This window comes from Acinetobacter sp. GG2, from assembly GCF_000292385.1.
Classification (GTDB): domain Bacteria; phylum Pseudomonadota; class Gammaproteobacteria; order Pseudomonadales; family Moraxellaceae; genus Acinetobacter; species Acinetobacter seifertii.
The window spans coordinates 20,917-44,056 of record NZ_ALOW01000035.1; the positions used below are offsets into that span (position 1 = coordinate 20,917).

At 39.4% G+C, this 23,140-nt stretch carries 22 protein-coding genes; 9 read left to right on the forward strand and 13 right to left on the reverse strand.

Annotated features, from left to right (window positions below):
* Positions 1-26: 26 nt before the first annotated feature.
* The gene (locus B554_RS0110555) at positions 27-770 is read left to right on the forward strand and encodes a sporulation protein (protein WP_019458022.1); all 744 of its coding nucleotides are present in this window, start codon (positions 27-29) and stop codon (positions 768-770) included.
* A 32-nt stretch (positions 771-802) separates the two neighbouring features.
* On the opposite strand, the gene B554_RS0110560 is transcribed toward B554_RS0110555, so the two are convergent.
* Entirely contained in the window at positions 803-1,666 is an 864-nt protein-coding gene (locus tag B554_RS0110560; protein ID WP_019458023.1) for a LysR family transcriptional regulator, read from the reverse strand.
* A gap of 117 nt (positions 1,667-1,783) precedes the next feature.
* Entirely contained in the window at positions 1,784-2,032 is a 249-nt protein-coding gene (locus B554_RS0110565; RefSeq protein ID WP_031944944.1) for a DUF2061 domain-containing protein, read from the reverse strand.
* Between the two features lie 244 nt (positions 2,033-2,276).
* Between B554_RS0110565 and leuC the strand changes: the two genes are divergently transcribed.
* The 4 genes from leuC (at position 2,277) to leuB (ending at position 6,175) form a co-directional block, all read left to right on the forward strand.
* Positions 2,277-3,695 (forward strand): 3-isopropylmalate dehydratase large subunit, encoded by a 1,419-nt coding sequence (gene leuC, locus B554_RS0110570; protein ID WP_025465188.1) that lies wholly within the window; start codon positions 2,277-2,279, stop codon positions 3,693-3,695.
* Positions 3,696-3,713: 18 nt separating this feature from the next.
* Positions 3,714-4,361, forward strand: a complete 648-nt coding sequence (gene leuD / locus B554_RS0110575) for a 3-isopropylmalate dehydratase small subunit (RefSeq protein WP_004698920.1) — start codon at positions 3,714-3,716, stop codon at positions 4,359-4,361.
* 112 nt (positions 4,362-4,473) lie between these two features.
* Positions 4,474-5,064 (forward strand): hypothetical protein, encoded by a 591-nt coding sequence (locus B554_RS0110580; RefSeq protein WP_004698919.1) that lies wholly within the window; start codon positions 4,474-4,476, stop codon positions 5,062-5,064.
* 31 nt (positions 5,065-5,095) lie between these two features.
* Entirely contained in the window at positions 5,096-6,175 is a 1,080-nt protein-coding gene (gene leuB / locus B554_RS0110585) for a 3-isopropylmalate dehydrogenase (RefSeq protein WP_019458027.1), read from the forward strand.
* Between the two features lie 58 nt (positions 6,176-6,233).
* On the opposite strand, the gene B554_RS0110590 is transcribed toward leuB, so the two are convergent.
* The gene (locus B554_RS0110590) at positions 6,234-6,641 is read right to left on the reverse strand and encodes a hypothetical protein (RefSeq protein WP_019458028.1); all 408 of its coding nucleotides are present in this window, start codon (positions 6,639-6,641) and stop codon (positions 6,234-6,236) included.
* A 167-nt stretch (positions 6,642-6,808) separates the two neighbouring features.
* Between B554_RS0110590 and B554_RS0110595 the strand changes: the two genes are divergently transcribed.
* Positions 6,809-7,183 carry a lysozyme inhibitor LprI family protein gene (locus tag B554_RS0110595; protein ID WP_081400361.1) on the forward strand — a complete coding sequence of 125 codons (375 nt, stop codon included), beginning with the start codon at positions 6,809-6,811 and terminating at the stop codon, positions 7,181-7,183.
* A 51-nt stretch (positions 7,184-7,234) separates the two neighbouring features.
* Here the strand turns inward: B554_RS0110595 and infA are convergent, their stop codons facing one another.
* Positions 7,235-7,456 (reverse strand): translation initiation factor IF-1, encoded by a 222-nt coding sequence (gene infA, locus B554_RS0110600; protein WP_001284370.1) that lies wholly within the window; start codon positions 7,454-7,456, stop codon positions 7,235-7,237.
* Between the two features lie 264 nt (positions 7,457-7,720).
* Between infA and B554_RS0110605 the strand changes: the two genes are divergently transcribed.
* Positions 7,721-8,731: an AraC family transcriptional regulator gene (locus B554_RS0110605; protein ID WP_004883404.1), complete on the forward strand. Its 1,011-nt coding sequence runs from the start codon at positions 7,721-7,723 to the stop codon at positions 8,729-8,731.
* 19 nt (positions 8,732-8,750) lie between these two features.
* On the opposite strand, the gene truA is transcribed toward B554_RS0110605, so the two are convergent.
* From truA to asd, 5 genes are all read right to left on the reverse strand, one after another.
* The gene (gene truA / locus B554_RS0110610; RefSeq protein WP_019458030.1) at positions 8,751-9,548 is read right to left on the reverse strand and encodes a tRNA pseudouridine(38-40) synthase TruA; all 798 of its coding nucleotides are present in this window, start codon (positions 9,546-9,548) and stop codon (positions 8,751-8,753) included.
* 14 nt (positions 9,549-9,562) lie between these two features.
* Positions 9,563-10,534, reverse strand: a complete 972-nt coding sequence (locus B554_RS0110615) for an asparaginase (RefSeq protein ID WP_019458031.1) — start codon at positions 10,532-10,534, stop codon at positions 9,563-9,565.
* 58 nt (positions 10,535-10,592) lie between these two features.
* Entirely contained in the window at positions 10,593-11,921 is a 1,329-nt protein-coding gene (locus tag B554_RS0110620; RefSeq protein ID WP_019458032.1) for a hypothetical protein, read from the reverse strand.
* Positions 11,922-11,980: 59 nt separating this feature from the next.
* Positions 11,981-13,342 (reverse strand): FimV family protein, encoded by a 1,362-nt coding sequence (locus B554_RS0110625; RefSeq protein WP_019458033.1) that lies wholly within the window; start codon positions 13,340-13,342, stop codon positions 11,981-11,983.
* Positions 13,343-13,490: 148 nt separating this feature from the next.
* Positions 13,491-14,609: an aspartate-semialdehyde dehydrogenase gene (gene asd / locus B554_RS0110630; protein WP_002053322.1), complete on the reverse strand. Its 1,119-nt coding sequence runs from the start codon at positions 14,607-14,609 to the stop codon at positions 13,491-13,493.
* Positions 14,610-14,796: 187 nt separating this feature from the next.
* Between asd and B554_RS0110635 the strand changes: the two genes are divergently transcribed.
* Both B554_RS0110635 and gltP read left to right on the forward strand, forming a co-directional pair.
* Entirely contained in the window at positions 14,797-15,918 is a 1,122-nt protein-coding gene (locus tag B554_RS0110635; RefSeq protein WP_019458034.1) for an endonuclease/exonuclease/phosphatase family protein, read from the forward strand.
* A gap of 691 nt (positions 15,919-16,609) precedes the next feature.
* A complete protein-coding gene (gene gltP / locus B554_RS0110640; protein ID WP_004698899.1) occupies positions 16,610-17,896 on the forward strand; it encodes a glutamate/aspartate:proton symporter GltP in 1,287 nt (428 codons plus the stop codon).
* 56 nt (positions 17,897-17,952) lie between these two features.
* On the opposite strand, the gene B554_RS0110645 is transcribed toward gltP, so the two are convergent.
* The 4 genes from B554_RS0110645 to B554_RS0110660 all read right to left on the reverse strand — a co-directional run bounded on the left by B554_RS0110645 (position 17,953) and on the right by B554_RS0110660 (position 23,140).
* Complete coding sequence (locus tag B554_RS0110645; RefSeq protein WP_019458035.1) at positions 17,953-19,053, reverse strand: glycosyltransferase family 4 protein; 1,101 nt, start codon at positions 19,051-19,053, stop codon at positions 17,953-17,955.
* 265 nt (positions 19,054-19,318) lie between these two features.
* A complete protein-coding gene (gene lpxL, locus B554_RS0110650; RefSeq protein ID WP_019458036.1) occupies positions 19,319-20,254 on the reverse strand; it encodes an LpxL/LpxP family Kdo(2)-lipid IV(A) lauroyl/palmitoleoyl acyltransferase in 936 nt (311 codons plus the stop codon).
* A gap of 118 nt (positions 20,255-20,372) precedes the next feature.
* A complete protein-coding gene (locus B554_RS0110655) occupies positions 20,373-21,005 on the reverse strand; it encodes a LysE family translocator (protein ID WP_019458037.1) in 633 nt (210 codons plus the stop codon).
* A 224-nt stretch (positions 21,006-21,229) separates the two neighbouring features.
* Entirely contained in the window at positions 21,230-23,140 is a 1,911-nt protein-coding gene (locus B554_RS0110660; protein WP_019458038.1) for an ATP-binding cassette domain-containing protein, read from the reverse strand.

Below are 23,140 nucleotides of genomic sequence, written 5' to 3' on the forward strand. Positions count from 1 at the left end.
AAATAATTCGAAAGGTTAGAGAAAAAATGTTTAATAAAATTATGTCTGGTTTGGGTCTTCAAGGCGTAACGGTAGAAACCGTTTTACACAATCCAAACTTGCAAGCAGGCGAGACACTGCATGGGGAAATTAGCTTCAAAGGGGGATCATCTGATAAAGAGATTAATGGTCTTTATTTGAAGTTGATGACAATGGCAGAAGTTGAATCTGGTGACCATGAGTTTAATCAACCTTTGGTCTTACAAGAGTGGTTAGTAAATTCTCGTTTTTTATTGCCTGCACATCAAGCTTATTCCTTCCCTTTCAGTATTCAATTACCATTTGAGACACCGATTACCGAAGTCGCTTGTCGAAGAAATGGTACACGTGTTTGGATTCAAACTCATATGGATGTTGATTGGGGATTAGATGCAACTGATCGTGATTATTTAAAAGTACTGCCAACTCCCGCTATGCAAATGTTTTTACAGGCCATGCAGCGATGTAGCTTTATTTTATCAACAGTTGATGTAGAAAAAGGTCAACTTACTGCACGAAATTTTAGATCAACAATTGGTTGTTACCAAGAACTTGAATTTGTCTCTTCACGTATGTTTAGTGGGTTTAATGAGGTTGAAGTCTCTTTCGTTGCAGAACCTAATCAAACTCACGTTATGCTTGAAGTTGACCGTCATTTTCGATCAGATCAACTATTAACGATGACCATTCCACATCATATGCTTGATGAAAACCAAATGGTGCAACAAATTCGAAGCCTATTGCAGCTTTGATAAATTAAATTAGATGCTTAAATGAGTGTCTTTTATGCATCCTGCATCATTTTAATCAATTCTTGCATAGCTCTAGATTGAGTACGTGCAGGGTGCCATACCATTCCTAATTGGCGATTCATCTCGACATCTAAATCAAGCTGCTGCATATCCTGATTCAGTAGAGTTTTTGGTAAAACTGACCAACCTAAACCAATAGAGACCAACATACGAATAGACTCAAGAGGGTTATTACTCATGGTGATTTTGGGTTTAAGTCCTTGTTTTTCGAACTCAGCCAAAGTGATTTGAGCTGTATAAGTTTGTGCGGCAGGCAATAAGCTTGGGTATTCGATTAAGTCTTGTAAGGTCAGATTTTTTTGCTGTGCCAATGGATGAAATGGGGCAGCTACAAAAACTAAAGGATCATTCCAGATGGTAATGTAGTTAAGACGCTCATCTCCTGAAGGAGGAAGCGTTAAAAATGCAAGCTCTAAATCACCAGCAAGGACCTGTTCATGCGCTTGTTCTGAGTCAACAAAATGCACGTCTAGCGTGACTTGTGGAAACTGCTGAACAAAATGCTTAAGTGGGGCAGGCAAGTGATGCAGCCCGATGTGATGGCTCGTCCCGATTTTTAAACGGCCTTGTATTTGCGTTTGTTCATGACTCAGTGTGTGGTGAATATCTTTAAGTTCATTTAACCAGTTTTTGACTTTTGGTAATAATGAATGTGCAGCATGAGTGGCTTGAACCCCACGTCCTGCCGACTCAAATAGCTTTACGCCGAAATATTCTTCGAGACTATGAATACGTTTGGTGACAGCAGGCTGGGTAATAAAGAGTTGATCTGCAGCAACAGAGATAGACCCTGTTTCCATAACTTTTACAAAAGCTTCAAAGGCTGCAAGATTCATAATACAACTCTACTTGGAATAGAAAAATCGAGAGAGGCTAAAGTCGCCAAGCCAAAATCGTATCATGCTTGCAGCTAAACGTTCTATAAACTTGTGATTTTGCGTATTAATCTTAACCTAAGCAGTTGTCTCTTTTTCGTCTAAAGCTGATATACGGCGGTCTTTTGCTGCCCATACTTTTTCATGAAAGAAAAATGCAAATGCTTGTACGGTTGGTTCTAACATACTTAAGGTTAAAGCCATCCAAATGTTACCTGTTACAAAGTACGCGACTAGCATTGCTACCGTAATATGCATAATGTAATAACTTAAGGTTTTCTTTAATGTACGTTGGTTGTTTACAACGAATTTTTGAATATTAGCCATCATTATTCTCTCTACCTATATTTGATATTTTTAGTATAGAGATGAGAGTATAAGATTAAAAATGGATTATGCAAATGATAATCATTAACAAAACCGATTTGAATATTTTTGAGCAATATAAATAAACACGGGAATGATTCCTAAAAGTTTTCTAATTTATAAAAATGATAAATTAGATTTATGTAAAACTCTGGCTATAATCGAAGAAAGATTAGAATTACCCAGTCCAATGGAGCAAGACGACATGGCAGGCAAAACTTTATATGACAAATTGTGGGATGACCACGTAGTTACAGAGCGTGATGATGGTTCGTGCTTACTTTATATCGACCGTCATTTATTGCATGAAGTAACAAGTCCACAAGCATTTGAAGGTTTGCAACTTGCGGGTCGTCAACCGTGGCGCTTAAGTGCAAACGTGGCTACGCCAGACCATAATGTTCCTACTTCTAAAAAAGAGCGTGATCAGGGTATTGCGGGTATTGAAGATGATACATCTCGTATTCAGGTTCAAACTTTAGATGATAACTGTAAGGCTTTTAATATTGTTGAATTTGGTATTAATGACATTCGCCAAGGTATTGTGCATGTCGTTGGTCCTGAACAGGGCTTAACTTTGCCGGGCATGACTGTGGTGTGCGGTGACTCACATACTGCGACTCACGGAGCTTTTGGTTGTTTGGCGCATGGTATTGGAACATCTGAAGTTGAACATGTTTTAGCGACACAATGTTTGATTCAGAAAAAATCAAAAAACATGTTGGTTCGTGTTGATGGCGTTTTAGGTAAGGGTGTAACACCAAAAGATGTTGTGTTGGCCATTATCGGTAAAATTGGTACTGCGGGTGGTACAGGCTACGCAATCGAGTTTGGTGGTCAAGTTTTCCGTGACATGTCGATTGAAGGGCGTATGACCGTTTGCAACATGGCGATTGAAGCGGGTGCACGTGTTGGTATGGTTGCAGTTGATGATAAGACTATTGAATACGTAAAAGACCGTAGCTACGCACCAAAAGGTGAGCAGTGGGAACAAGCGGTTGCTTACTGGAATACTTTACATTCAGACAATGATGCTGTTTTTGATGCAGTAGTTGAGTTAAATGGCGCAGAGATTGAACCACAAGTGTCTTGGGGTACTTCACCTGAGATGGTGATTCCAGTGTCGAAAGCTGTACCAACCTTAGAACAAGCCAAAGATGACGTACAACGTAGTGACTGGACGCGTGCGTATCAATATATGGGTTTAAATGCAGGTCAGGCATTGGCTGATATTCAGCTTGACCGTGTGTTTATTGGTTCTTGCACCAACTCACGTATTGAAGATATTCGTGCTGCTGCTGAAGTAGTTAAAGGCCGTAAAGTGGCTTCTAGCATTAAGCAAGCGATGATTGTTCCGGGTTCTGGTTTAGTTAAACAACAGGCAGAAAAAGAAGGTTTGGATAAAATTTTCTTGGAAGCTGGCTTTGAGTGGCGTGAACCGGGTTGTTCAATGTGTTTAGCAATGAATGCAGACAAGTTACAACCGGGCGAACACTGTGCATCTACATCAAACCGTAACTTTGAAGGTCGTCAAGGGAATGGTGGTCGTACTCACTTGGTGAGTCCGGCAATGGCAGCGGCGGCTGCAATCGCGGGTCATTTTGTTGACGTTCGTTCATTTTAATTCGGTCTGGAGCAAACCATGAAAGCTTATACAGTTGAACAAGGTATCGTTGCACCATTAGATCGTGCCAATGTCGATACAGATTTAATTATTCCAAAACAGTTTTTAAAATCGATTAAACGTACTGGTTTTGGCGACAACTTATTCGATGAACTTCGCTATTTAGATGAAGGCTACCCGGGTCAAGATAACTCAGTACGCCCAAAGAACCCTGACTTTGTTTTGAATCAGCCACGTTATCAAGGGGCAACTGTTTTAATTGCTCGTACTAACTTTGGTTGTGGTTCAAGCCGTGAGCATGCACCTTGGGCATTAAACGAATATGGTTTCCGTACTGTTATTGCTCCAAGTTTTGCGGATATTTTCTTTAATAACTGTTTTAAAAACGGCATGTTGCCAGTCATTTTGCCTGAGAACATTGTTGATCAGTTATTTAAAGAATGTGCTGCGAATGAAGGTTATCAATTAACTATTGATTTAGCTGCGCAAGAAGTTCGTACACCAAATGGCGAAGCATTTAAATTCGAGGTAGATCCATTTCGTAAGCATTGCTTGTTAAATGGCTTGGATGATATTGGTTTAACTCTTCAAAATGCAGATGCAATTCGCGCTTATGAAGAAAAAACTAAACAGGTTCGTCCTTGGGTATTCCAAGAGATAAATTAACCTTTTGGTACATTTTAAACATAGTCATGGCGTCGTGTTCAAACTCTTGCTAACATGCTAAAGCATAAAAACACCTTAAAATTATGCACTAGATGAGGATTGGGCTTGAACAATGAAGAGGAACGTTACTCATAGCTTTTTGTTGGGCCTGTGCGCAATAACACTCAGTGCTTGTCAAAGCACTTACAATGTGGTCGATACTGTTCGTATTAAGCAGGCCAAACATGAAAATTTGGGGCAGAATGCAGCAATATATTGTTCGGGTGCAAAAAGTTGCGAATTCGAACGACTAAATGATATTACTGTCGTTGATGCACAGACACGCAGAATTAGTAATCAGGCAATTCATCAAGGAATTGTGAGATTAAATGGTTCGCTGTTGAGTCAAAGCAATAGTTTGTATCTGTCTGTACCTGCTAAGCAATATGAAGTGGTCATTCGTTTTTATCCGATTTCTCCAGATCGGGCAGAAACGATCCATGTTATTCACCAATTTAAAGCTAATCATCGCTATATGTTTAAAATGTACCGAGACAAATCTAACCGTTCGGGCAGTTTGCTCAATGTTTCTGTACCAGATCCATTATGTGTTGACTTAGAGCAGGATGGGCGTGTCATTCGCCGTTTTTGTCGACCATTTGATGTAACCACAGGACTCGGTGAATTTCTCGAACAGAAAAAACTAACACCACGACAGTCATAACGCTGTCTTGTCTTTGAAAATGGAAAACTTCATGTCTAAACAGATTTTAATTTTGGCTGGCGATGGTATTGGTCCTGAAATTGTTGGGGCAGCAGAAAAAGTATTAAATAAAGTAAATGAAAAATTTAATTTGTCGTTGACTTGGGAACATGGCCTATTGGGTGGTGCAGCGATTGATGCTCATGGTGAACCGTACCCAGCTGTAACAAGCGAGCAAGCAAAGAAAGCTGATGCCATTTTATTAGGTGCCGTTGGCGGACCAAAATGGGACACCATTGAACGTTCTATTCGCCCTGAACGTGGTCTTTTAAAAATTCGTAGTGAACTTAACTTGTTTGCTAACTTGCGCCCAGCGATTTTATATCCACAATTAGCCGATGCTTCTAGTTTAAAACCTGAGATTGTTTCTGGTTTAGATATTTTAATTGTTCGTGAACTTACTGGTGGTATCTACTTTGGTCAGCCACGTGGTATTCGTGAACTCGAAAATGGTGAAAAACAAGGCTATAACACTGACGTTTATTCTGAAAGTGAAATTAAGCGCATTGCCAAAGTGGCTTTTGAACTTGCAGGATTACGTGGTGGTAAAGTTTGTTCAGTAGATAAAGCAAACGTTTTAGAAGTGACAGAGCTTTGGAAGCAAACGGTTACTGACTTACAGCAAGCGAACTATCCAAATATTCAACTTTCACATATGTATGTAGACAACGCAGCAATGCAGCTTGTCCGTGCGCCAAAACAGTTTGATGTGATTGTTACTGGTAACTTGTTTGGCGATATCTTGTCTGATGAAGCAGCAATGCTTACAGGTTCAATCGGTATGTTGCCATCAGCATCTTTAGATGAAAGTGGCAAAGGCATGTACGAACCTTGTCATGGTTCAGCACCTGATATCGCGGGGCAAAATGTAGCAAACCCATTAGCAACGATTCTTTCTGTTGCAATGATGCTTCGTTATACATTCCGTGAAGAAGCTGCTGCTAAAGCAATTGAAGATGCGGTAGGGCAAGTACTTGATCAAGGTTTCCGTACAGCCGATATTATGTCTGAAGGCATGACTAAGGTAGGTACAGCTGAGATGGGCGAAGCAGTTGTTGCTGCTCTTGCTTAATTGCTATTTTGCTAAAAAAATGCGGCTTTAAGCCGCGTTTTTTTATTGTTGAAAGGTTTTAACAGGCTTTGCCCTGATATTGGATTGATTCAGCGATATCATTTTTAAGCTGAAAAATAACTTTGCAACTAAAATTAATATCGTAAGAATTGCTCCCTAAAGCCCCCGATTGAATAGGGACGGGATTACCACCCATTTCAAGATTACTCACCATAGGAATGGGAATACTTAATGGTCGTAAAATTGTGTAGATGAGTTGATTTGATGTTTTTTCGGGAACATGAGCAATTTGAAAACCAAGGCTACGTAAGTTTAATTCTTGCTGAATAGTGGTAGATGACTTACCAAGAAAGCTTTTTAAATATTCCTGTAAGCCGACAGATTGGTGTGGATCAGTTGCACAACCGTTCAAATAAATAAGCATCACTGAGAGCAAACTTATTCGACATAGGGTCTGTATATTCATTTTTCTCTCTATCAAATTATATTTATTATTAGATAACGGTAGGTTGGATTGCTTAGCTTGTAAAGAAAAAAAGGAAGTTTATGATAAATGGAGGATGAGTTTATCTAGGAATCCATACTCATATCCAAAAGGCTTTATAATTATTTCGTAAAAAACTTAAGGAAAACATGATGAAAAAAATACTTTTAGCATTTTTATGCAGCTTTGGAGTAACAGCGGTATATGCCGATAACTGTGACACTACGCGTAATACCTATGATGATATTTACTGTACAAATAAAATCTATGCGAGTGCTGATGCTGATCTAAATAAAAACTATCAGGCATTAAGAGCAAAATTGAATACAGCGCAACGAAGTACGCTTAAGAAGTCTCAGCTTGCTTGGATACGTCAACGTGATGCTGAATGTACAGATTCAAATAGAAATAGTGTAGACGTGCAGTGTCGTTTACAGACAACGCAGGAAAGAAACCATTGGCTACAAGAAAGATTACGTGAATGCCAAACAGTTGGTTGTAAAACCAGTCGATTAAGTGAATAAATAACGCAATAAAAAAGCCACTTCATGATGTGGCTTTTTTGCATTCACTAATTAGCGAGCACGGTACGTAATACGACCTTTAGTTAAGTCATATGGAGTCATTTCGACTTTCACACTGTCGCCAGTAAGAATACGGATATAGTGTTTACGCATTTTACCAGAAATGTGTGCAATAACTTCGTGACCGTTTTCAAGACGTACACGGAACATCGTATTAGGAAGCGTTTCGGTGACAACGCCTTCGAACTCAATGAGTTCCTCTTTATTGGCCATAGCCTACCTGATGATCAAATTGGAAAGGCGCAAATTATAGTCAATTTATTTAAAAAAAACAAGATAGACATCTTCTTGTTAAAGCATCTGGTTAAACTATGACTAGTAAAAAAAGATGTAATTTTTTTCACAAAACAACTCTAATTCTGTTGTCAGTTTGGTCAATCAACGCTAATCTAAAATCATAGTTATTAGGGACTGTTCATGAAAAAAGAGTCAACAGCTCCTAAGTATCAATGAAGTATCTACATGGAAGGGCACTGCGTGGGTCAGCTAACAGATGCATCAGTTGTATTACGTTTTGGCTATCAAGCAATTCGTCGTGCAGGATTGCCAACAGAAGAAATATTAACTAAAGCGGGAGTCGCTTTAAATCAGGTCGATACCAATGCACGTACTCCGTTAAGTGCACAGTATGCCTTTTGGACTGCTGCTCAGGAAGTCAGTAAAGACCCGGACATCGGTTTGCATTTAGGTGAACATTTGCCTTTATACCGTGGTCAGGTCATTGAACACTTATTTATTAGTAGTGAAACCTTTGGTGAAGGGCTTAAACGAGCTTTGGCTTACCAACGTCTCATTAGTGATGCATTTGATGCAAAACTGGTCGTCGAAGATGGACGTTGTTATTTGACCAATGGTGAACAAATTGGTGCTGATAATCTGGTTAATCGTCATTTTTCAGAATGTGCGATTTCAGGTGTGCTTCGATTCTTCAAATTTATTACCGAAGGGCAATTTCATCCGATCTTCATCGATTTTAATTTCAGTGAAGGTGCTTCTGAAGATGAATATTTCCGCGTTTATGGCTGCCCAGTAAGTTTAGGTCAGAAAGAAACAAGGCTATATTTTGACCCTGCCATTTTAGACTTCCAACTTTGGCAAGCAGAACCTGAACTATTGCAATTGCATGAGCAGCTCGCAATTGAAAAGTTACAAGAACTGGCTCGTTATGATTTAGTAGGTGAAGTTCGCCGTGCGATTGGTTCGACACTTGAAAGTGGAGAAACTACGCTAGAAACTGTAGCAGCACAATTAAATATTACACCGCGCCGTTTACGGACACAGTTAAGTGAAGCGAATACCAGTTTTCAGCAAATACTTTCTGACTACCGTTGTCGTTTGGCTAAAAAACTTTTGGCAAATACCAGTGAGAGCGTAGAGCGTATTGTGTATTTAACGGGTTTCTCTGAACCAAGTACATTTTATCGTGCGTTTAAACGCTGGACCAATGAAACACCAGTTGAGTACCGTAAGCGTAAACAACACCGTTAAATACTAAAATTGGTTAAGCCTACTCAGGTAGGTTTAGCCAATGTGGTCCAAGTGGTGGCTGTGGCAAGTCAAATTGCTCAGGGTAATAACATTGAATAAAGTAGAGACCATCAGGTGGAGCAGTGACACCTGCAGCTTTACGATCTTGTGCCGCAAACATCGCATCGATATGGTCTATTTCATACATACCTTGACCAATTTCGAGTAAGCATCCGACAATATTACGCACCATATGGTGTAAAAAACCATCTGCTTGAATATCTAAGACCAAGTAGCGGCCATGTTCAAATAGACGGCAATGCGTTACATGTCGTACAGGCTTATTGGACTGGCATGCTGCTGCGCGAAAGGTTTCAAAGTTATGCGTACCTTCAAATTTGCTGGCAGCTTTAATCATCTTTTGCACATCTAGCTGTTGGTAAATGTGCGTGACCTGTTTATGTAAGAGGGCTGGGCGACAAGGAGCGTTATAAATAACATAGCGGTAACGTCGAGCCGTCGCCTTAAAGCGTGCATGAAAGTTTTCATCCATCAGTTTAATCCACTGAATGGAAATATCTTTAGGTAACTGGCTATTTGCTCCTCTCAACCATCCCATTTCTGGACGAATGGCGTTCGTATCGAAGTGTGCCACCATATTCGTTGCATGTACTCCCGCATCTGTTCGGCCCGCACCGTGAAGTGCAATAGGTTCATCTGCGATTTTGCTGAGTACACGCTCAATGGTTTCCTGAACGCTGGCAACGCCTGGCTGTTGTGTTTGCCATCCTCGATATTGAACTCCGCTAAACTCAATACCGACCGCATAACGTTGCATAGCTTTACCTCTATTTAATGCAAATTTTCATTCCAATGGCTGAGCCATTGTTCTGGGGTTGGGTATTTTAAATAGATTTGGAGTGCTTTTGCATAAAGATCTGCATGACTATGCGCATCATTAATGACAATTTTTGCAGTTTTGGCCCAAGCACTAATTGCATAACGTTGATCAATGCCGCCAAAGGTCACCTGTGTCGCCAAGATAGGAACACAACCATGAGCATACAGTTCATCTAAGGTTGCCAATAGTTCAGGGTTTACTGCGATATTGCCTGTACCAAAGCCTTGTAACACCAAAAAGTGTGGTGGGGCAGGAAGTAAGTGACGTAATTGCTGTACCAAGTGCTGTGTTGCAATCGGTTGCATCATCCAGTTTAAAATTTGGAATGAAGCAGCTTTTTCAATTTGAGCATCTTGTACGATTAATTCATTTTGCTGAGGCGTAAACTCAACTTCACTACTTAAACCTGAAAATGCATCGAGTTCAGTTGTATGCGTTTTTAAAGCAGTTTGTGCATGGAATACTTGATGATGGAATGCAAGATATGCACCTACAGGTAGGGCAATCACTTGTTCTAATGCAAGATATAAGTTCTCAATTGCATCAGTAAATTCACGAGTATTATCACCTTGAATATTGAGTAACGGGTATTGGCTACCAGTAATCACAATATGACAGCTTTGGCCTAAAAAGCGGGCTAGGGTTGCAGCTGCATAACTGAGTGTATCTGTACCGTGAATAACAACGAAATGTTGATAGCCTTCAAGTTGTAGTTGTTGTATGCGTTGAATGAGGCGTAACCAATCAGGTGCCGTACATGCACTGCTATCGACAATATTGGGTGCAGCAAAGCAGTCGACTGTTAAGTGTGGGGGAATCACTTTTTCCAGTTGAGGCAAGAATTGGTCATAAGGCATCGGAGCTAAAGGTTCACCAATGCAACCAAAAGTACCACCCATATAAAATAAGGCTATTTTTTTCATATTTTTGCAGGCATAAAAAAGCAGTCATCTCTGACTGCTTATGGTAAATCGAACAGTTCTAAGAAGCTATGCGATTAAGTAGGTTTTTCGCATGTTGTTGTTGTTCTGTGTTGAATTTTTGCTCATCAGCCTGTAGTAAATTGCGTGCTGCTTGGTTCGCTCCAAATTTGATGTATTGCTCAGCCAGTTTTAAGTCAAGCTCATTTTCATTTACTTGTTTTAATTCTGGAAAAGCTTCTAGAAGAGGATCTTCTATTTGAGTTTGCGTAACAACTTCATTTACTACATCTATAGGGTTTTGAATTTCAAGCTCTGGTGCTTTAACTAAGGCAGGCTCATCCAACGAAAACTCAAGCGATGCGATAGAAGTCGCTTCTAATGGCGCTTGTTCTACGAGTGTAAGTTCATCTAATGATGTAGCTTGTTCTACGAGTGTAAGTTCATCTAATGATGTAGCTTGTTCAACAGATTTCGTTTCTGAACTTGAAGGATTTAAGTCAAGATTAAAATCTAATGCATTGATGCTACTCTCTTGATCTGCTTTTACCTCTACTGCTTGAGTCTTATTCTCAGTTTCATGCAGAGGTGCCAAGTCAAAAGAAAACTCTAAATCAGCTAACTCATTTGTTTCTTGAGATGAAGATACTTCGGATACTTGCTGAGATGTTGATACTTCTGATTTATCTACAGGTTGGCTGGTATTTTCTGTAGTTGCAGTTTTTTCAAATGAAAAGTTAAACTCTAAAGGTTCAACTTCAACAGCAGGTTCTTGTTTTACAGGAGCATAGTCTTTCTGCAAGTCATCAAAAGAAGTCTCAGAAGAACTTGTTGTTAATTGGTCAAACTGAGCAGTTGTGTCCGATATAGCTTGTGGTTCTTCATGTGCTTTAGCTTGAGGAAACTCAATAGCATCAGGTTGTCTTGATGACTCATATTCTTTTTGTCTTGCTTCTGCTTTAATCGCTATTTCATTTAATGCCAAGCTGCGAATGTGGCTAATAAGTTGTTGAATCGCAAATTCATCTTTTTGAGCAATATGAACTTCAAGAAGTAATAAATACAATTCGTGTTGGGTATTGTCTTTTTTTAGTGCCTGATTGACTTGAGCTTCAGCTGCTGAAAACTGTTTTTCTCGAATGAGTTGTATAATATTTTGGCGAACAGCCTCAGGTACAGGACTACTTTGTGGAAGGGCAGGAGCGACTTCTTCAACTACATTGGCTTTACTTTTTTCGCGCGAGCTTTTACTCGATTTACCACTCGCTTTTTTGCCCGATTTTTTACTTATACTTTTTGGGGAGGTGGTCTCTTGTTTTTGGCCATTCTCACGCTTTTTTAAAACAACGGCGACCACGAGTAATATGATAAACGGAATCACATATAACATTACTTTCCCCTTAAAAAATAAAATTTTGCAATATAAAGCGAGCTAACTCTGGTTTTAACTTAATGTTTTTGCTTGTGAGTTTGTTGCTGTGCTTTTAACTGCTGTTGTAACTCTGCCAAACGCGCATTCAGAAGTTGAATACGTTGGTCTTTTAAACTTAAAGTTTGATTTAGTTTGGTTACATTCCTTTGTAATGTAACGGTTTTTTCTCGAGTTGTCATAACTTTTACTGCTAACTCAGTATTGTTTTGACCTTGTTGTGTGCTCTTTTTTGCACTTCCATGAGTAGAATTTGGGCTGTTCTCTGCCACAATGCTCATTTCTGCTTGTTGTAAGCGATATTTAGCTCTACCAGAAGATGCTTTTGCTAAATTAGTTTCACTCGATTTAGATTTTGTATGTGAAGCCTTAGCTGTATTTGCTGTTGTTAAGTTTAGTGAAATTCCCTGACGCAAACGGTTTACATCACCTTGAATAAAAGCATGTCGGTTTTGAGCTTGGATATCTCGCATGACTTTAGCTACAGGTTGTTTGGTCTGTGCTGCAATACGATTGGCAATAGTCCATAAAGATTCATTACGCTGCACGACATATTTACCTGTAGGGGCTGGGCCTTTATAGGTGCTGATTTTTTGCTTTTTCGGTGTATTTTTACTTAATGCATTTTTTTGTTGAGCAGGCTTAGGTTGAGCCGCTTTTTTGACTGTAGTTGTTTGATTGTCACTGCTCGGTTTAAGAGAAGCGGCAGGCTGTTTTTCTACAACAGATGGTTCATTACTCATTGCTGCGATAGTTTGCTGTGGCGCTTGAGTCGCAGGTTTTTCGGTAAAAGGCGTTGCTGGAGCCGAGTTATTCAAAGCAGGAGCAGTTCCAGTGCTAATGTTTAGATTGCGCTCATTAGCTGTAGTTTCGGCTACAGGTGTTGCTGTCTCAGCAGGTGTATACTGAGTACTTTCAGGTAGGTTTAACGCAATGTCTTTTTCATTTACGATAAATTGTGGTGAAAGTGGAGTTTCGTTAGCAGCTACCTTTTTGATAGGCGATGGCTTTAAAACGGTTTTAATATGTTGAAGGCGAGTTGCATTACCCTCACTGACTTTTACGACAATATTCAGTTCGGGATCAATAATAGGACGAGATGAGGTAATCACAATAACGCCAGAACCTTGGCCATTTTGACGTGTATAAAAATTTAGATTACCAGGAGGTTGGTGAGTGACTCCCAAACCATTGAGATCTTCTTGAGTGGCTAAACTGACTTGCAAGGGAGTGTTAGGATCCGCTTGCTGAAAATTCATTTCTGCATAAAGTAATTCCCCAGGTGCAGATTGAATTTGAATAGGATCTAATGTAATCGCATAAACAGAAGGCGAAGACATAATGGTGAAAATGGCAATTTTTAATTTGTTATATGCAGTCATCTCAATCCATGACCTGATCAGTCGTAAAGTCGTTCAAAATTATACAATAATGAAATGTAAATAAATTGTTAATTTTTCACAAACCAGTTACGAAAAAGCCGATCAAATGTGATCGGCTTTTTATTTTGACTGAATAATTCAGGTCAAATTATGAGCTTTTGTATTCAACTAAAATACGTAACATACGACGTAAAGGTTCAGCAGCACCCCAAAGTAGCTGATCGCCTACTGTGAATGCACCGAGATACTCTTTACCCATATTGAGTTTACGTAAACGGCCTACAGGTACAGTTAAGGTACCAGTCACAGCTACAGGTGTAAGATCGGTCATCGATGCTTCACGTGTATTTGGTACAACTTTAGCCCACTGGTTTGAGTTACGAATCATATCTTCGATCTCATCAAGCGGAACATCTTTTTTCAGTTTGATCGTTAATGCTTGAGAGTGGCAACGCATTGCACCGATACGAACACAGTGACCATCAATAGGAACGATTTGAGAGTTACCTAAAATCTTGTTGGTTTCAACTTGACCTTTCCACTCTTCTTTAGATTGACCGCTTTCAAGCTGTTTATCAATGTAAGGAATTAATGAACCCGCAAGTGGCACACCAAAGTTCGCAGAAGGGAAACCTTCGCCACGTTGTAACTCAGCAACTTGGCGGTCAATATCAAGAATTGCAGATTTAGGATCATCTAACAAAGTCTTGGTATTGTTGTATAAGTAACCCATACCTGTTAACAACTCACGCATGTTTTGTGCGCCAGCACCTGATGCTGCTTGATAAGTCATCGCAGTCATCCACTCAACCAAATTGTTTTGGAAAAGTGCGCCCACACCCATCAACATAAGTGATACGGTACAGTTACCACCAACGAAAGTTTTAGTACCTTTCGCTAAACCGTCTTTAATCACGTTAAGGTTAACTGGATCAAGAACGATGATTGCATCATCAGACATACGTAAAGTAGATGCTGCATCAATCCAGTAGCCATCCCAACCAGTTGCTTTTAACTGTGGGAAAACTTCAGATGTGTAGTCGCCACCTTGGCAGGTAATAATGACATCCATTTGCTTCAGACTGGTAATGTCTGTAGCTTCCATAAGTGCTGGAGCAGTCTTACCACCAAATGAAGGAGCTTCACCACCTGCATTACTGGTAGAGAAATAGAATGGCTCAATATGAGCAAAATCATTCTCTTCAACCATACGTTGCATAAGGACGGAACCGACCATCCCGCGCCAACCGACCAGACCTACTTTCATGTCATTTTGCCTCGGTGCGTTAAAATTGTTAGGGGGAGTTGAGTGTATCAAAAGTGCTCACAACTGCAAGCGTTACAGAATCAAAACAGCAATTTTATTGAGTAGAATATCTTGTTTATGTTACATACAAAATTGATAAAGATGACAAAAACATTAAAAAACAAATCATCTTAAAAGAGAAATTTCAATGATTTATATCGAAGTTGTGTCTGTAGTGGTGATTTGGTTGACTTTCTGGTCACTGATCCCTCGTGATGAGTGGTGGTTTCGAGGCGCTGATTTTCCACGGTTACAAATTTTGTTTGTTGGGCTAATTGCTTTAATGGGCATGTTGTTTTGGCCAACTGAATGGAATCTATGGCGTGAGATTTTACTTGCGGTACTTATCGCAGCACTTGCTTATCAACTTAAAATGGTTTTACCTTATACATTGTTTTGGAAAAAGCAGGTTAAAAAAGTTAAACCAAAGCAATTAGATCCTCAAAAACAAATTTCACTTATTGTATCTAATGTACTCACACCCAATGATAAATATCATTTATTACTTGAGCATGTGCGGACATTAAAACCTGATTTATTATTGACGTTAGAAACTGACAAGACTTGGGAAAATGCATTAAAAGAAATTGAGGAAGATTATCCATACCGTGTGCCAGTCCCTCTGGATAACTTGTATGGCATGCATTTATATAGTCGACTCCCTCTTAAAAATACAGAGGTTAAATTCATTCTAAGTAATGAAATTCCTTCTATTCATACCACTGTAATCTTGCCCTCTGGAATGCCTGTTCAGCTCTACTGTTTGCATCCTAAACCCCCTAGTCCAACTGAAGCAAAAGATTCAACACTACGAGATGCAGAACTTTTAATTGTTGGAGATCAGATTAAAGATCTAGATGAAAGTTGTATCGTGATGGGAGATCTAAACGATGTCGCATGGTCACGCACAACTCGTTTATTTCAACGTATTAGTGGGTTGCTCGATCCGCGTGTTGGACGACATTTTATTAATACCTTTCATGCTGACTATCCTTTATTACGCTGGTCACTTGATCATATCTTTCATAGCACAGATTTTGGTTTGATAAAGATGCAACGTTTATCTCATATTGGATCGGACCATTTTCCTGTTTATGTGGTTTTACAAACAGGACGAATATTTGAGCAGATTCAAGAAGAAGTTGAAGAAACTGAAGAAGATGCAAAAGAAGCTAAAGCTGCAATACAAGAGGGTATTGCTAAGGCTGAAAAAGAAGAAAAAGTCGTGACTGATGAAATTACAGAACCTTATAAAGGGAAAAGTATATAAAAGCGAGTTGTAAGCAATATCGTACAAAGATTTGAGTCTAGGTCCAATAGGCAGGGAGAGCTAAAACCCGTATTCTACATTCATCGGCACACGGAAGCGGGAATGGATTATCCCAAGTAAGGATGCACTAAGCTGATATGGAACGACATCACGGATAAGATGTTAGAACGGAAGCGATAAAAAGAATTATATAACCTGAAAGCACAACCTCATTTACCCGAGTTTTGCAGGACGCAGAACTCGGGTTGATATTTTATATAAGTACCATTTAATTAATTATAAATTAAAGAAATATTTTAAGGTTCTCTTAATTTAAAAATCTATTTAATTATAGGTAGTAGTCCAGAAATTTTTTTATATATCCGAGCCCTTTTTCAATGAAAATAGATACAAAATTTTTTTTAAATAAGTTTTTGTTTTTATAGATTATTGAAGAATAAATATAGGCTTTGATCTATTTAGGTATAAATTGGACTTGTTTAATTGGCAAATCTCAATAGAATGTGCCGATCGTTGACATGTTGGATCGTCAACAGGCATTGTTGTTTACTTCGCCGGATCGGCGGGTTGTGATTTGCTTGTGCATTTAAATTTCTGTTTGGAAATTAGTGTACATATTGAGGTTTCACTATAAAAATAGTGTTCTTCTCCCTCTCATATTTGATACTTTGCGGTGCATAAGGATTGTCTTATGAAGAATTTTAAATTTAGCCTTGCGTGGCAAATTTTAATTGCTTTAATCCTAGGGATAGTTGTCGGGGCTGTTTTACATAATCAGCCTGAAATCAAAGATAGCATTGTAAATAACGTTCTTACTCCATTAGGTAAGATCTTTATTAGCCTGATTAAAATGATTGTTATTCCAATCGTTTTCTCTACATTGATTTTAGGTATTGCTGGTGTAGGCAGTACAAAAAGTCTAGGGCGTCTTGGTTTTAAAACCATTCTCTATTTCGAAATTATTACTACTATTGCTATTTTGGTTGGCTTAGTTGCAGCGAATATCTTCCACCCAGGTTCAGGCATTGATATGTCTCAGCTGGTTCAAACAGATATTTCTCAATATAAGCATACAACTGAAGAAGTTCAGTCACAGTCTCATGGCATCATGCAGACAATATTATCGCTTATCCCAACGAACATTATTAGTTCAATGGCGCATGGCGAAATGTTACCAGTGATTTTCTTTGCTGTACTTTTTGGTATTGGTCTATCTTCATTACCAGCTACAACTAAAGACCCATTATTAAATGTATTTCATGCTGTATCGGAAACAATGTTCCGCGTAACGCACATCATCATGAAATATGCGCCAGTGGGTGTATTTGGTTTGATCGCTGTAACTGTTGCAAACTTCGGTTTCGCTTCACTTATTCCATTAGGTAAATTGGTTGTATTGGTTTACGGTGCAATCTTGTTCTTTGCTTTAGTGGTACTTGGTTTAACTGCAAAAATGTTCAGTATCAATATCTTTACTTTGCTTAAGATCTTGAAAGATGAATTAATTTTGGCATATTCGACTGCAAGTTCAGAAACAGTTTTACCGCGTATTATGCAAAAAATGGAAGCTTATGGCGCGCCAAAAGCAATTTCTAGTTTTGTAATTCCAACAGGTTATTCATTTAACCTTGATGGTTCTACGCTTTACCAAAGTATTGCAGCAATCTTTATTGCACAGCTTTACGGTATCGAAATGTCAATCAGCCAACAAGTTATTTTGGTTGTAACATTAATGATTACTTCTAAAGGTATTGCAGGTGTTCCTGGCGTATCATTCGTAGTGTTATTAGCGACATTAGGTAGTGTTGGTATTCCTGTAGAAGGCTTAGCATTTATTGCTGGTGTTGACCGTATTATGGATATGGCACGTACTGCGTTGAACGTTGTTGGTAACGCGCTTGCTGTACTTGTTATCAGTAAGTGGGAAAAACAATATGACTATGAAAAAGCTGCTGCTTATGAAGCAACATTTAAATAAGACTGCTTTCTTTTAGTTAATAAAAAACCCGCGATGATCGCGGGTTTTTTATTATGTTATTTCAATACACTTTGATATAGCTCAAGGGTCTGATCGCACATATCTTTTAAACTGAACATGGTCACAGGAGCGACTGTTTGAGGTTGTTCAATATGATGCTTTACTGTTTCTACTAAGGCTTTTTCATTTTCGGCTTCAACAAGACCTTGTGGATATACATTAGATAAAATCTCGGCAACACCTCCACGGTTCCAACCAATCACCGGCGTACCGACTGACAGCGCTTCTAATGCTGTTCTACCGAATGTTTCTGCTTGATTGGATAGAGAGAGCACGATGTCGCTAAAAGCGAGCCATTCGCGTATATCTGAGCGATGTCCTACAAAGGTGATCTTATCTGCGAGACCTTTGTTTTGAATGGTGCTTTGCAACTCACTTAAATAAGCCTGTTTTTTAGCATCAGCACCACCTACAACCACAGCATGTAGTTGAGGATATTGTGCCTGAAGTTGTTGCATTAACTCAATTAAGCTCTCATGTCCCTTTAAGCGGGTAATACGACCAGGCAAGCATAGTAAAAATTTATTTTCGAGTTCAGGAAAGTCATTAAAAACCTGATTAAACCACTGTGCTGAAGGTTGATAGTTATGCGGGAAAGCAGCTGGATCAATCCCTCGATAAATCCGGACAATATCTTGTGGTGGACAATTTTTATAATGGTCAGTAATGTATTTAACTACGCTGTCAGAAACGGCAATCACTTTCTCGGCCTGAGTCATAATTGCACTATAACGATTAACTGAATAGAAACCATGTACTGTGCTGATGAGGTGAGGGCGCTTATGTGCTGGTATTCCTTTTAAGGCAAAATGGGTAAGCCAAGCTGGCACACGTGAGCGTACATGAACAATATCGGGTTGATGCTCTTCAATAAGTCGACGTAAAGGGCGAATTTGCCATAAACTCGATAAAGATTTTTTATGAATTGGTAGCGTTAAATGTTTAGAACCCTCAGCTTCAAGTTGAGACACTAATCGTCCGCCATTTGATACAACCAAAGATTGGTGGCCTTGTGCAACCAGTGCACGTGCAATTTCCAGTGTGCCGCGTTCTACGCCACCGCTATTGAGTTCAGGGAGAAGTTGCATCACTTTCATTGTTTTTTGCCTTATACATTCATAAAAGATGGATCATCTACAGATACATCATTTCAAACTAAATCATTATCCGGAATTTACTATCGTGTTAGCGACATGGATGTCGCTGTTTCGCTGTGTTACATGGAAGTAACATCAGCGGAACAAAGGATTTTTGCTTACTTTTTATCCCTAAAAAGTAAGGTCTGCCTATTCGAAAGTATTTGAGTTTCACTTTAAATTGAGGCTGTGCTTACTACCACTTTAAAATCATTACAGTTTTATCTTAGTAGATCTCTTCATATCCCTCAGGACGTGTCTTAAATCGACGATGAAACCACATATATTGAGTTGGTGCGATACGAAGCTGATTCTCAATAATCTTATTCACACGGGTTGCATCATCGACTTCATCTTCACTTGGCATATTGTCGACCGCAGGTTCAATCAAGATATGATATTTAGGGTTCTGTACATCGCCATGACGATAAAAATATAAAGGGACAGCAACCGCTTTGGAGATTTTTAATAAACGACGGTGGGCTGTGACTGTAGCAGCTGGCACTCCAAAAAACGGTGCCATAACACCTTGCTTGAGTCCGAAATCTTGGTCGGGACTATACCAAATGGCATCACCATCTTTAAGGTGGCGAATTAAGCCCCGCATATCATCATGATCGATTTGAGCTTTGTAAATCGTTGCTCGACAGCGATAAATCAGCATGTCGAGAAGGGGATTATTTTGAGGACGATACACAACATCTGGCTCAAAATATTGAGCACACACATAACCACCAGCATCAAGCAAAGTACTGTGAGTTCCCAGTAATAAAACGCCTTTGCCCTGAGCTTGAGCATTGGTAATGTGCTCTAAGCCTTCAATCGTGACACGGTTTTTAAACCAGTAAGGTTTATACCAAGCGTTTAAGGTCTCAAAAATACCAAGCATCATATCTACAAAAACTTGTTTTGCTTGTTGCTGTACTTTTTCAGATGACCACTCGGGAAAGCAAACTTCTAAATTGCGAATAGTGGTTTTGCGGCGAGATTTTAAATATTTCCAAGCGATATTTGCTAACCCGTGAGCCAAACGCCATTGAATCGCCCACGGTAAAATAGCCAAAAGCATGAGGAAAGTAATCGCAATCCATACACCCCAATATTTAGGTAATAAAAAGGACCACTGAAACTCACCGGGCGTATAAGGCTGCTTTTGGCTCATAACGATATAAAAAATCTAAAAGTTAAAACTGCCAAAAGTGTATCACGAACTGAATTTATCGTCGTAATACACAGGAGTAAATTGAAGGTTTAGAGCTGGTAAAGAAAAATAAAGTAGGTTATCGGCGATGTTCTAGAAGAATACGAACAGCGAGTCCAGCTAAGACAGTCCCCATAATCCAGCGTTGAATACTTGCCCAAAACGGTTTTTGCTGTAGAAAGAGCGCAATGCTACCTGCAGAAAATACAATCAGTGCATTGACTGAAACACTTACAAAAATTTGTATGGTCCCGAGTTGAATGGACTGCGCTAAAATACTGCCTTGTTGTGGGTGAATAAACTGTGGCAATAAAGACAAATACATAATTGCAATTTTTGGATTCAGTAAATTTGTCAAAAAGCCCATTAAAAATAATTTTAATGGTGAATCGATAGATAAGTCTTTTACACTGAAAATAGGCGCAGCATTTGGACGTAAGGCTTTCCATGCAAGCCAGAGTAAATATATGGCACCGACAATACGAATCGTGTCATAGGCATAGGGAACTGCGACCACAAGCGCTGTGATTCCGAAAGAAGCGCAGAGCATATAAAATACAAAACCAACCGCAACGCCACCTAGGGAAATAAAACCTGCGAGTTTGCCCTGACTAATGGAACGAGAGATAAGATAAATCATGTTTGGACCCGGGGTGAGTACCATCGCCAAGCAAATGAGTCCGAATGCCAAAATTTGAGAGAGATCTAGCACGGAAATATCCTTAAATATTATTATACTGGTAGGTATATCATAATTATTTTTATAAGTCTTATATTCAATCAGAGTGATATTTTAAAATATTAAGGCTGACTAAACTTAATCTTTCATCACGTGTGTTTGTAGAGTTTGGGTCTTAAATATTTATATACTCTGAAAAAAGCCCCCTTAATTTCAGGAGGCTTTTTTGTTATTTAAACTGTATGGAAGAGCGTAAATTAATTTCCTTTACTCATTTGCTCAAGTTCATCCCAACGCTCTAATTTTTCAAGCAGTAATTCTTCAATTTCTGCGAGGCGTTGGCTTGCTTGAGTCGCAGCATCTGCATCAGACACAAACCACGAACCATCTGCAAGTTTGTCAGAAAGCTCGGCTTGTTCAACTTCCAATTTCTCGATTTCAGCAGGAAGTTGCTCAAGTTCACGTTGGTCTTTATAGCTCAGTTTGACCTTTTTAATGTTACTTTGAGCAGCAGCTTTTTCAGCTTCAGCTTTTGCTTGAGCTTTTTTAACGTCAGATTTCTGATCTACTACTTTGTCATCTGGACGTTGCTGCAAATAGTCTTGGTAGCCACCGATGTATTCTGCAATATTACCTTTGCCATCAAATACCCAAGTCGATGTTACGACGTTGTCCATAAATGCACGGTCATGCGAAATAAGTAATAGCGTGCCTTTGTAATCAGACAGCATCTCTTCAAGTAGCTCAAGAGTCACCATATCCAAGTCATTGGTTGGTTCGTCCATCACAATCAGGTTCGATGGTTTAAGTAATAATTTAGCAAGCAAAATACGGTTACGTTCACCACCAGAAAGGGCTTTTACTGGTGTACGTGCACGTTCAGGTGAGAACAAGAAATCTTGTAAATAACTGTAGATATGACGACGGTTGCCGTTTACATCAACAAAGTCAGAGCCTTCTGAAACGTTTGCCATGACTGTTTTTTCAAGGTCTAAGGCATTACGTAATTGATCAAAATAAGCAACTTCTAACTGTGTACCTGTCTTAACAGAACCACCGTGCTCGATTTCACCTAAAATCGCTTTAATTAAAGTCGTTTTGCCAACGCCGTTATCACCTACGAGGCCAATACGGTCACCACGCATGACAAGGGTCGAGAAATCTTTGATAAGTGGCTTGTCATCATAAGATACGCTCAAGTGCTCAATATCAAATACTAATTTACCTGAGCGATTTGCTTCTTGAGTAGCCATGCTCACTTTACCTTGTTGTGAGCGACGTGCTTTAGATTCTTCACGTAAAGCTTTCAAAGCACGAACACGACCTTCGTTACGTGTACGACGTGCTTTAATGCCTTGACGAATCCAAGCTTCTTCTTCAGCTAACTTTTTATCAAATAAAGCATTTTGTTTCTCTTCTGCTTCCATTTGCTGAGCTTTAAGCTCCAAATAGCGAGAATAATTGCCTTCATAGCCACGTAAAATGCCGCGATCAAGTTCAACAATTCGAGTTGCAATGCTATCTACAAAAGAGCGGTCATGCGAAATAAATAGAAGCGTTAAATTATTTTGATCGAGTAAGAATTTTTCTAGCCACTCAATACTTTCAACATCTAAATGGTTAGTCGGTTCGTCTAGAAGGAGTACGTCTGGCTGCGTTAAAAGAGCACGAGCAAGTAAAACACGACGTTTACGTCCACCAGATAAGTCTGCCAAATCTGCGTTTGGGTCGAGTCCCATTTTACTTAATAGGGCATTCACCTTGTTTTCAAGCGCCCAACCGTCTAGTTGGTCTAGCTTGTGCTGAAGGTTACCCATACGGTCGCAAGCTTCCATGTCTCCTAGCATACAAGCATCGGTTGCTTCATGGTAAGCTCTGAGTACTTCAGCAGCTTCTCCTGCGCCATCTGCCACAATGTCAGCAACTTTGCCAGAATCCATTGGAACGTCTTGGGCTAACATCGAAACCGTTAGACCATTTTGAATAGAAACTTCACCAGAATCGGGTAATAAGCTTCCCTTGATGAGTTTAAGTAAAGTAGACTTACCTTCACCATTACGCCCAATTAAACAGACTCGTTCGCCACGTTCTAGATTAAAGTTCGCGCCATCGAGCAGGGCAGGTCCGCCAAAAGCAAGTTGGACATCCCTTAGGGTAATATAGGCCAT

Bases quoted from the DNA above. Each gene is read 5' to 3' on its own strand.
- B554_RS0110560 (WP_019458023.1), bottom strand. From the start codon at position 1,666: ATGAATCTTGCAGCCTTTGAAGCTTTTGTAAAAGTTATGGAAACAGGG.
- asd (WP_002053322.1), bottom strand. From the start codon at position 14,609: ATGAAAGTAGGTCTGGTCGGTTGGCGCGGGATGGTCGGTTCCGTCCTT.
- infA (WP_001284370.1), bottom strand. From the start codon at position 7,456: ATGGCCAATAAAGAGGAACTCATTGAGTTCGAAGGCGTTGTCACCGAA.
- B554_RS0110635 (WP_019458034.1), top strand. From the start codon at position 14,797: ATGATTTATATCGAAGTTGTGTCTGTAGTGGTGATTTGGTTGACTTTC.
- B554_RS0110555 (WP_019458022.1), top strand. From the start codon at position 27: ATGTTTAATAAAATTATGTCTGGTTTGGGTCTTCAAGGCGTAACGGTA.
- B554_RS0110625 (WP_019458033.1), bottom strand. From the start codon at position 13,342: ATGACTGCATATAACAAATTAAAAATTGCCATTTTCACCATTATGTCT.
- B554_RS0110595 (WP_081400361.1), top strand. From the start codon at position 6,809: ATGATGAAAAAAATACTTTTAGCATTTTTATGCAGCTTTGGAGTAACA.
- truA (WP_019458030.1), bottom strand. From the start codon at position 9,548: ATGCAACGTTATGCGGTCGGTATTGAGTTTAGCGGAGTTCAATATCGA.
- B554_RS0110590 (WP_019458028.1), bottom strand. From the start codon at position 6,641: ATGAATATACAGACCCTATGTCGAATAAGTTTGCTCTCAGTGATGCTT.
- leuD (WP_004698920.1), top strand. From the start codon at position 3,714: ATGAAAGCTTATACAGTTGAACAAGGTATCGTTGCACCATTAGATCGT.
- gltP (WP_004698899.1), top strand. From the start codon at position 16,610: ATGAAGAATTTTAAATTTAGCCTTGCGTGGCAAATTTTAATTGCTTTA.
- leuB (WP_019458027.1), top strand. From the start codon at position 5,096: ATGTCTAAACAGATTTTAATTTTGGCTGGCGATGGTATTGGTCCTGAA.
- leuC (WP_025465188.1), top strand. From the start codon at position 2,277: ATGGCAGGCAAAACTTTATATGACAAATTGTGGGATGACCACGTAGTT.
- B554_RS0110615 (WP_019458031.1), bottom strand. From the start codon at position 10,534: ATGAAAAAAATAGCCTTATTTTATATGGGTGGTACTTTTGGTTGCATT.
- B554_RS0110580 (WP_004698919.1), top strand. From the start codon at position 4,474: ATGAAGAGGAACGTTACTCATAGCTTTTTGTTGGGCCTGTGCGCAATA.
- B554_RS0110660 (WP_019458038.1), bottom strand. From the start codon at position 23,140: ATGGCCTATATTACCCTAAGGGATGTCCAACTTGCTTTTGGCGGACCT.
- B554_RS0110620 (WP_019458032.1), bottom strand. From the start codon at position 11,921: ATGTTATATGTGATTCCGTTTATCATATTACTCGTGGTCGCCGTTGTT.
- lpxL (WP_019458036.1), bottom strand. From the start codon at position 20,254: ATGAGCCAAAAGCAGCCTTATACGCCCGGTGAGTTTCAGTGGTCCTTT.
- B554_RS0110565 (WP_031944944.1), bottom strand. From the start codon at position 2,032: ATGGCTAATATTCAAAAATTCGTTGTAAACAACCAACGTACATTAAAG.
- B554_RS0110645 (WP_019458035.1), bottom strand. From the start codon at position 19,053: ATGAAAGTGATGCAACTTCTCCCTGAACTCAATAGCGGTGGCGTAGAA.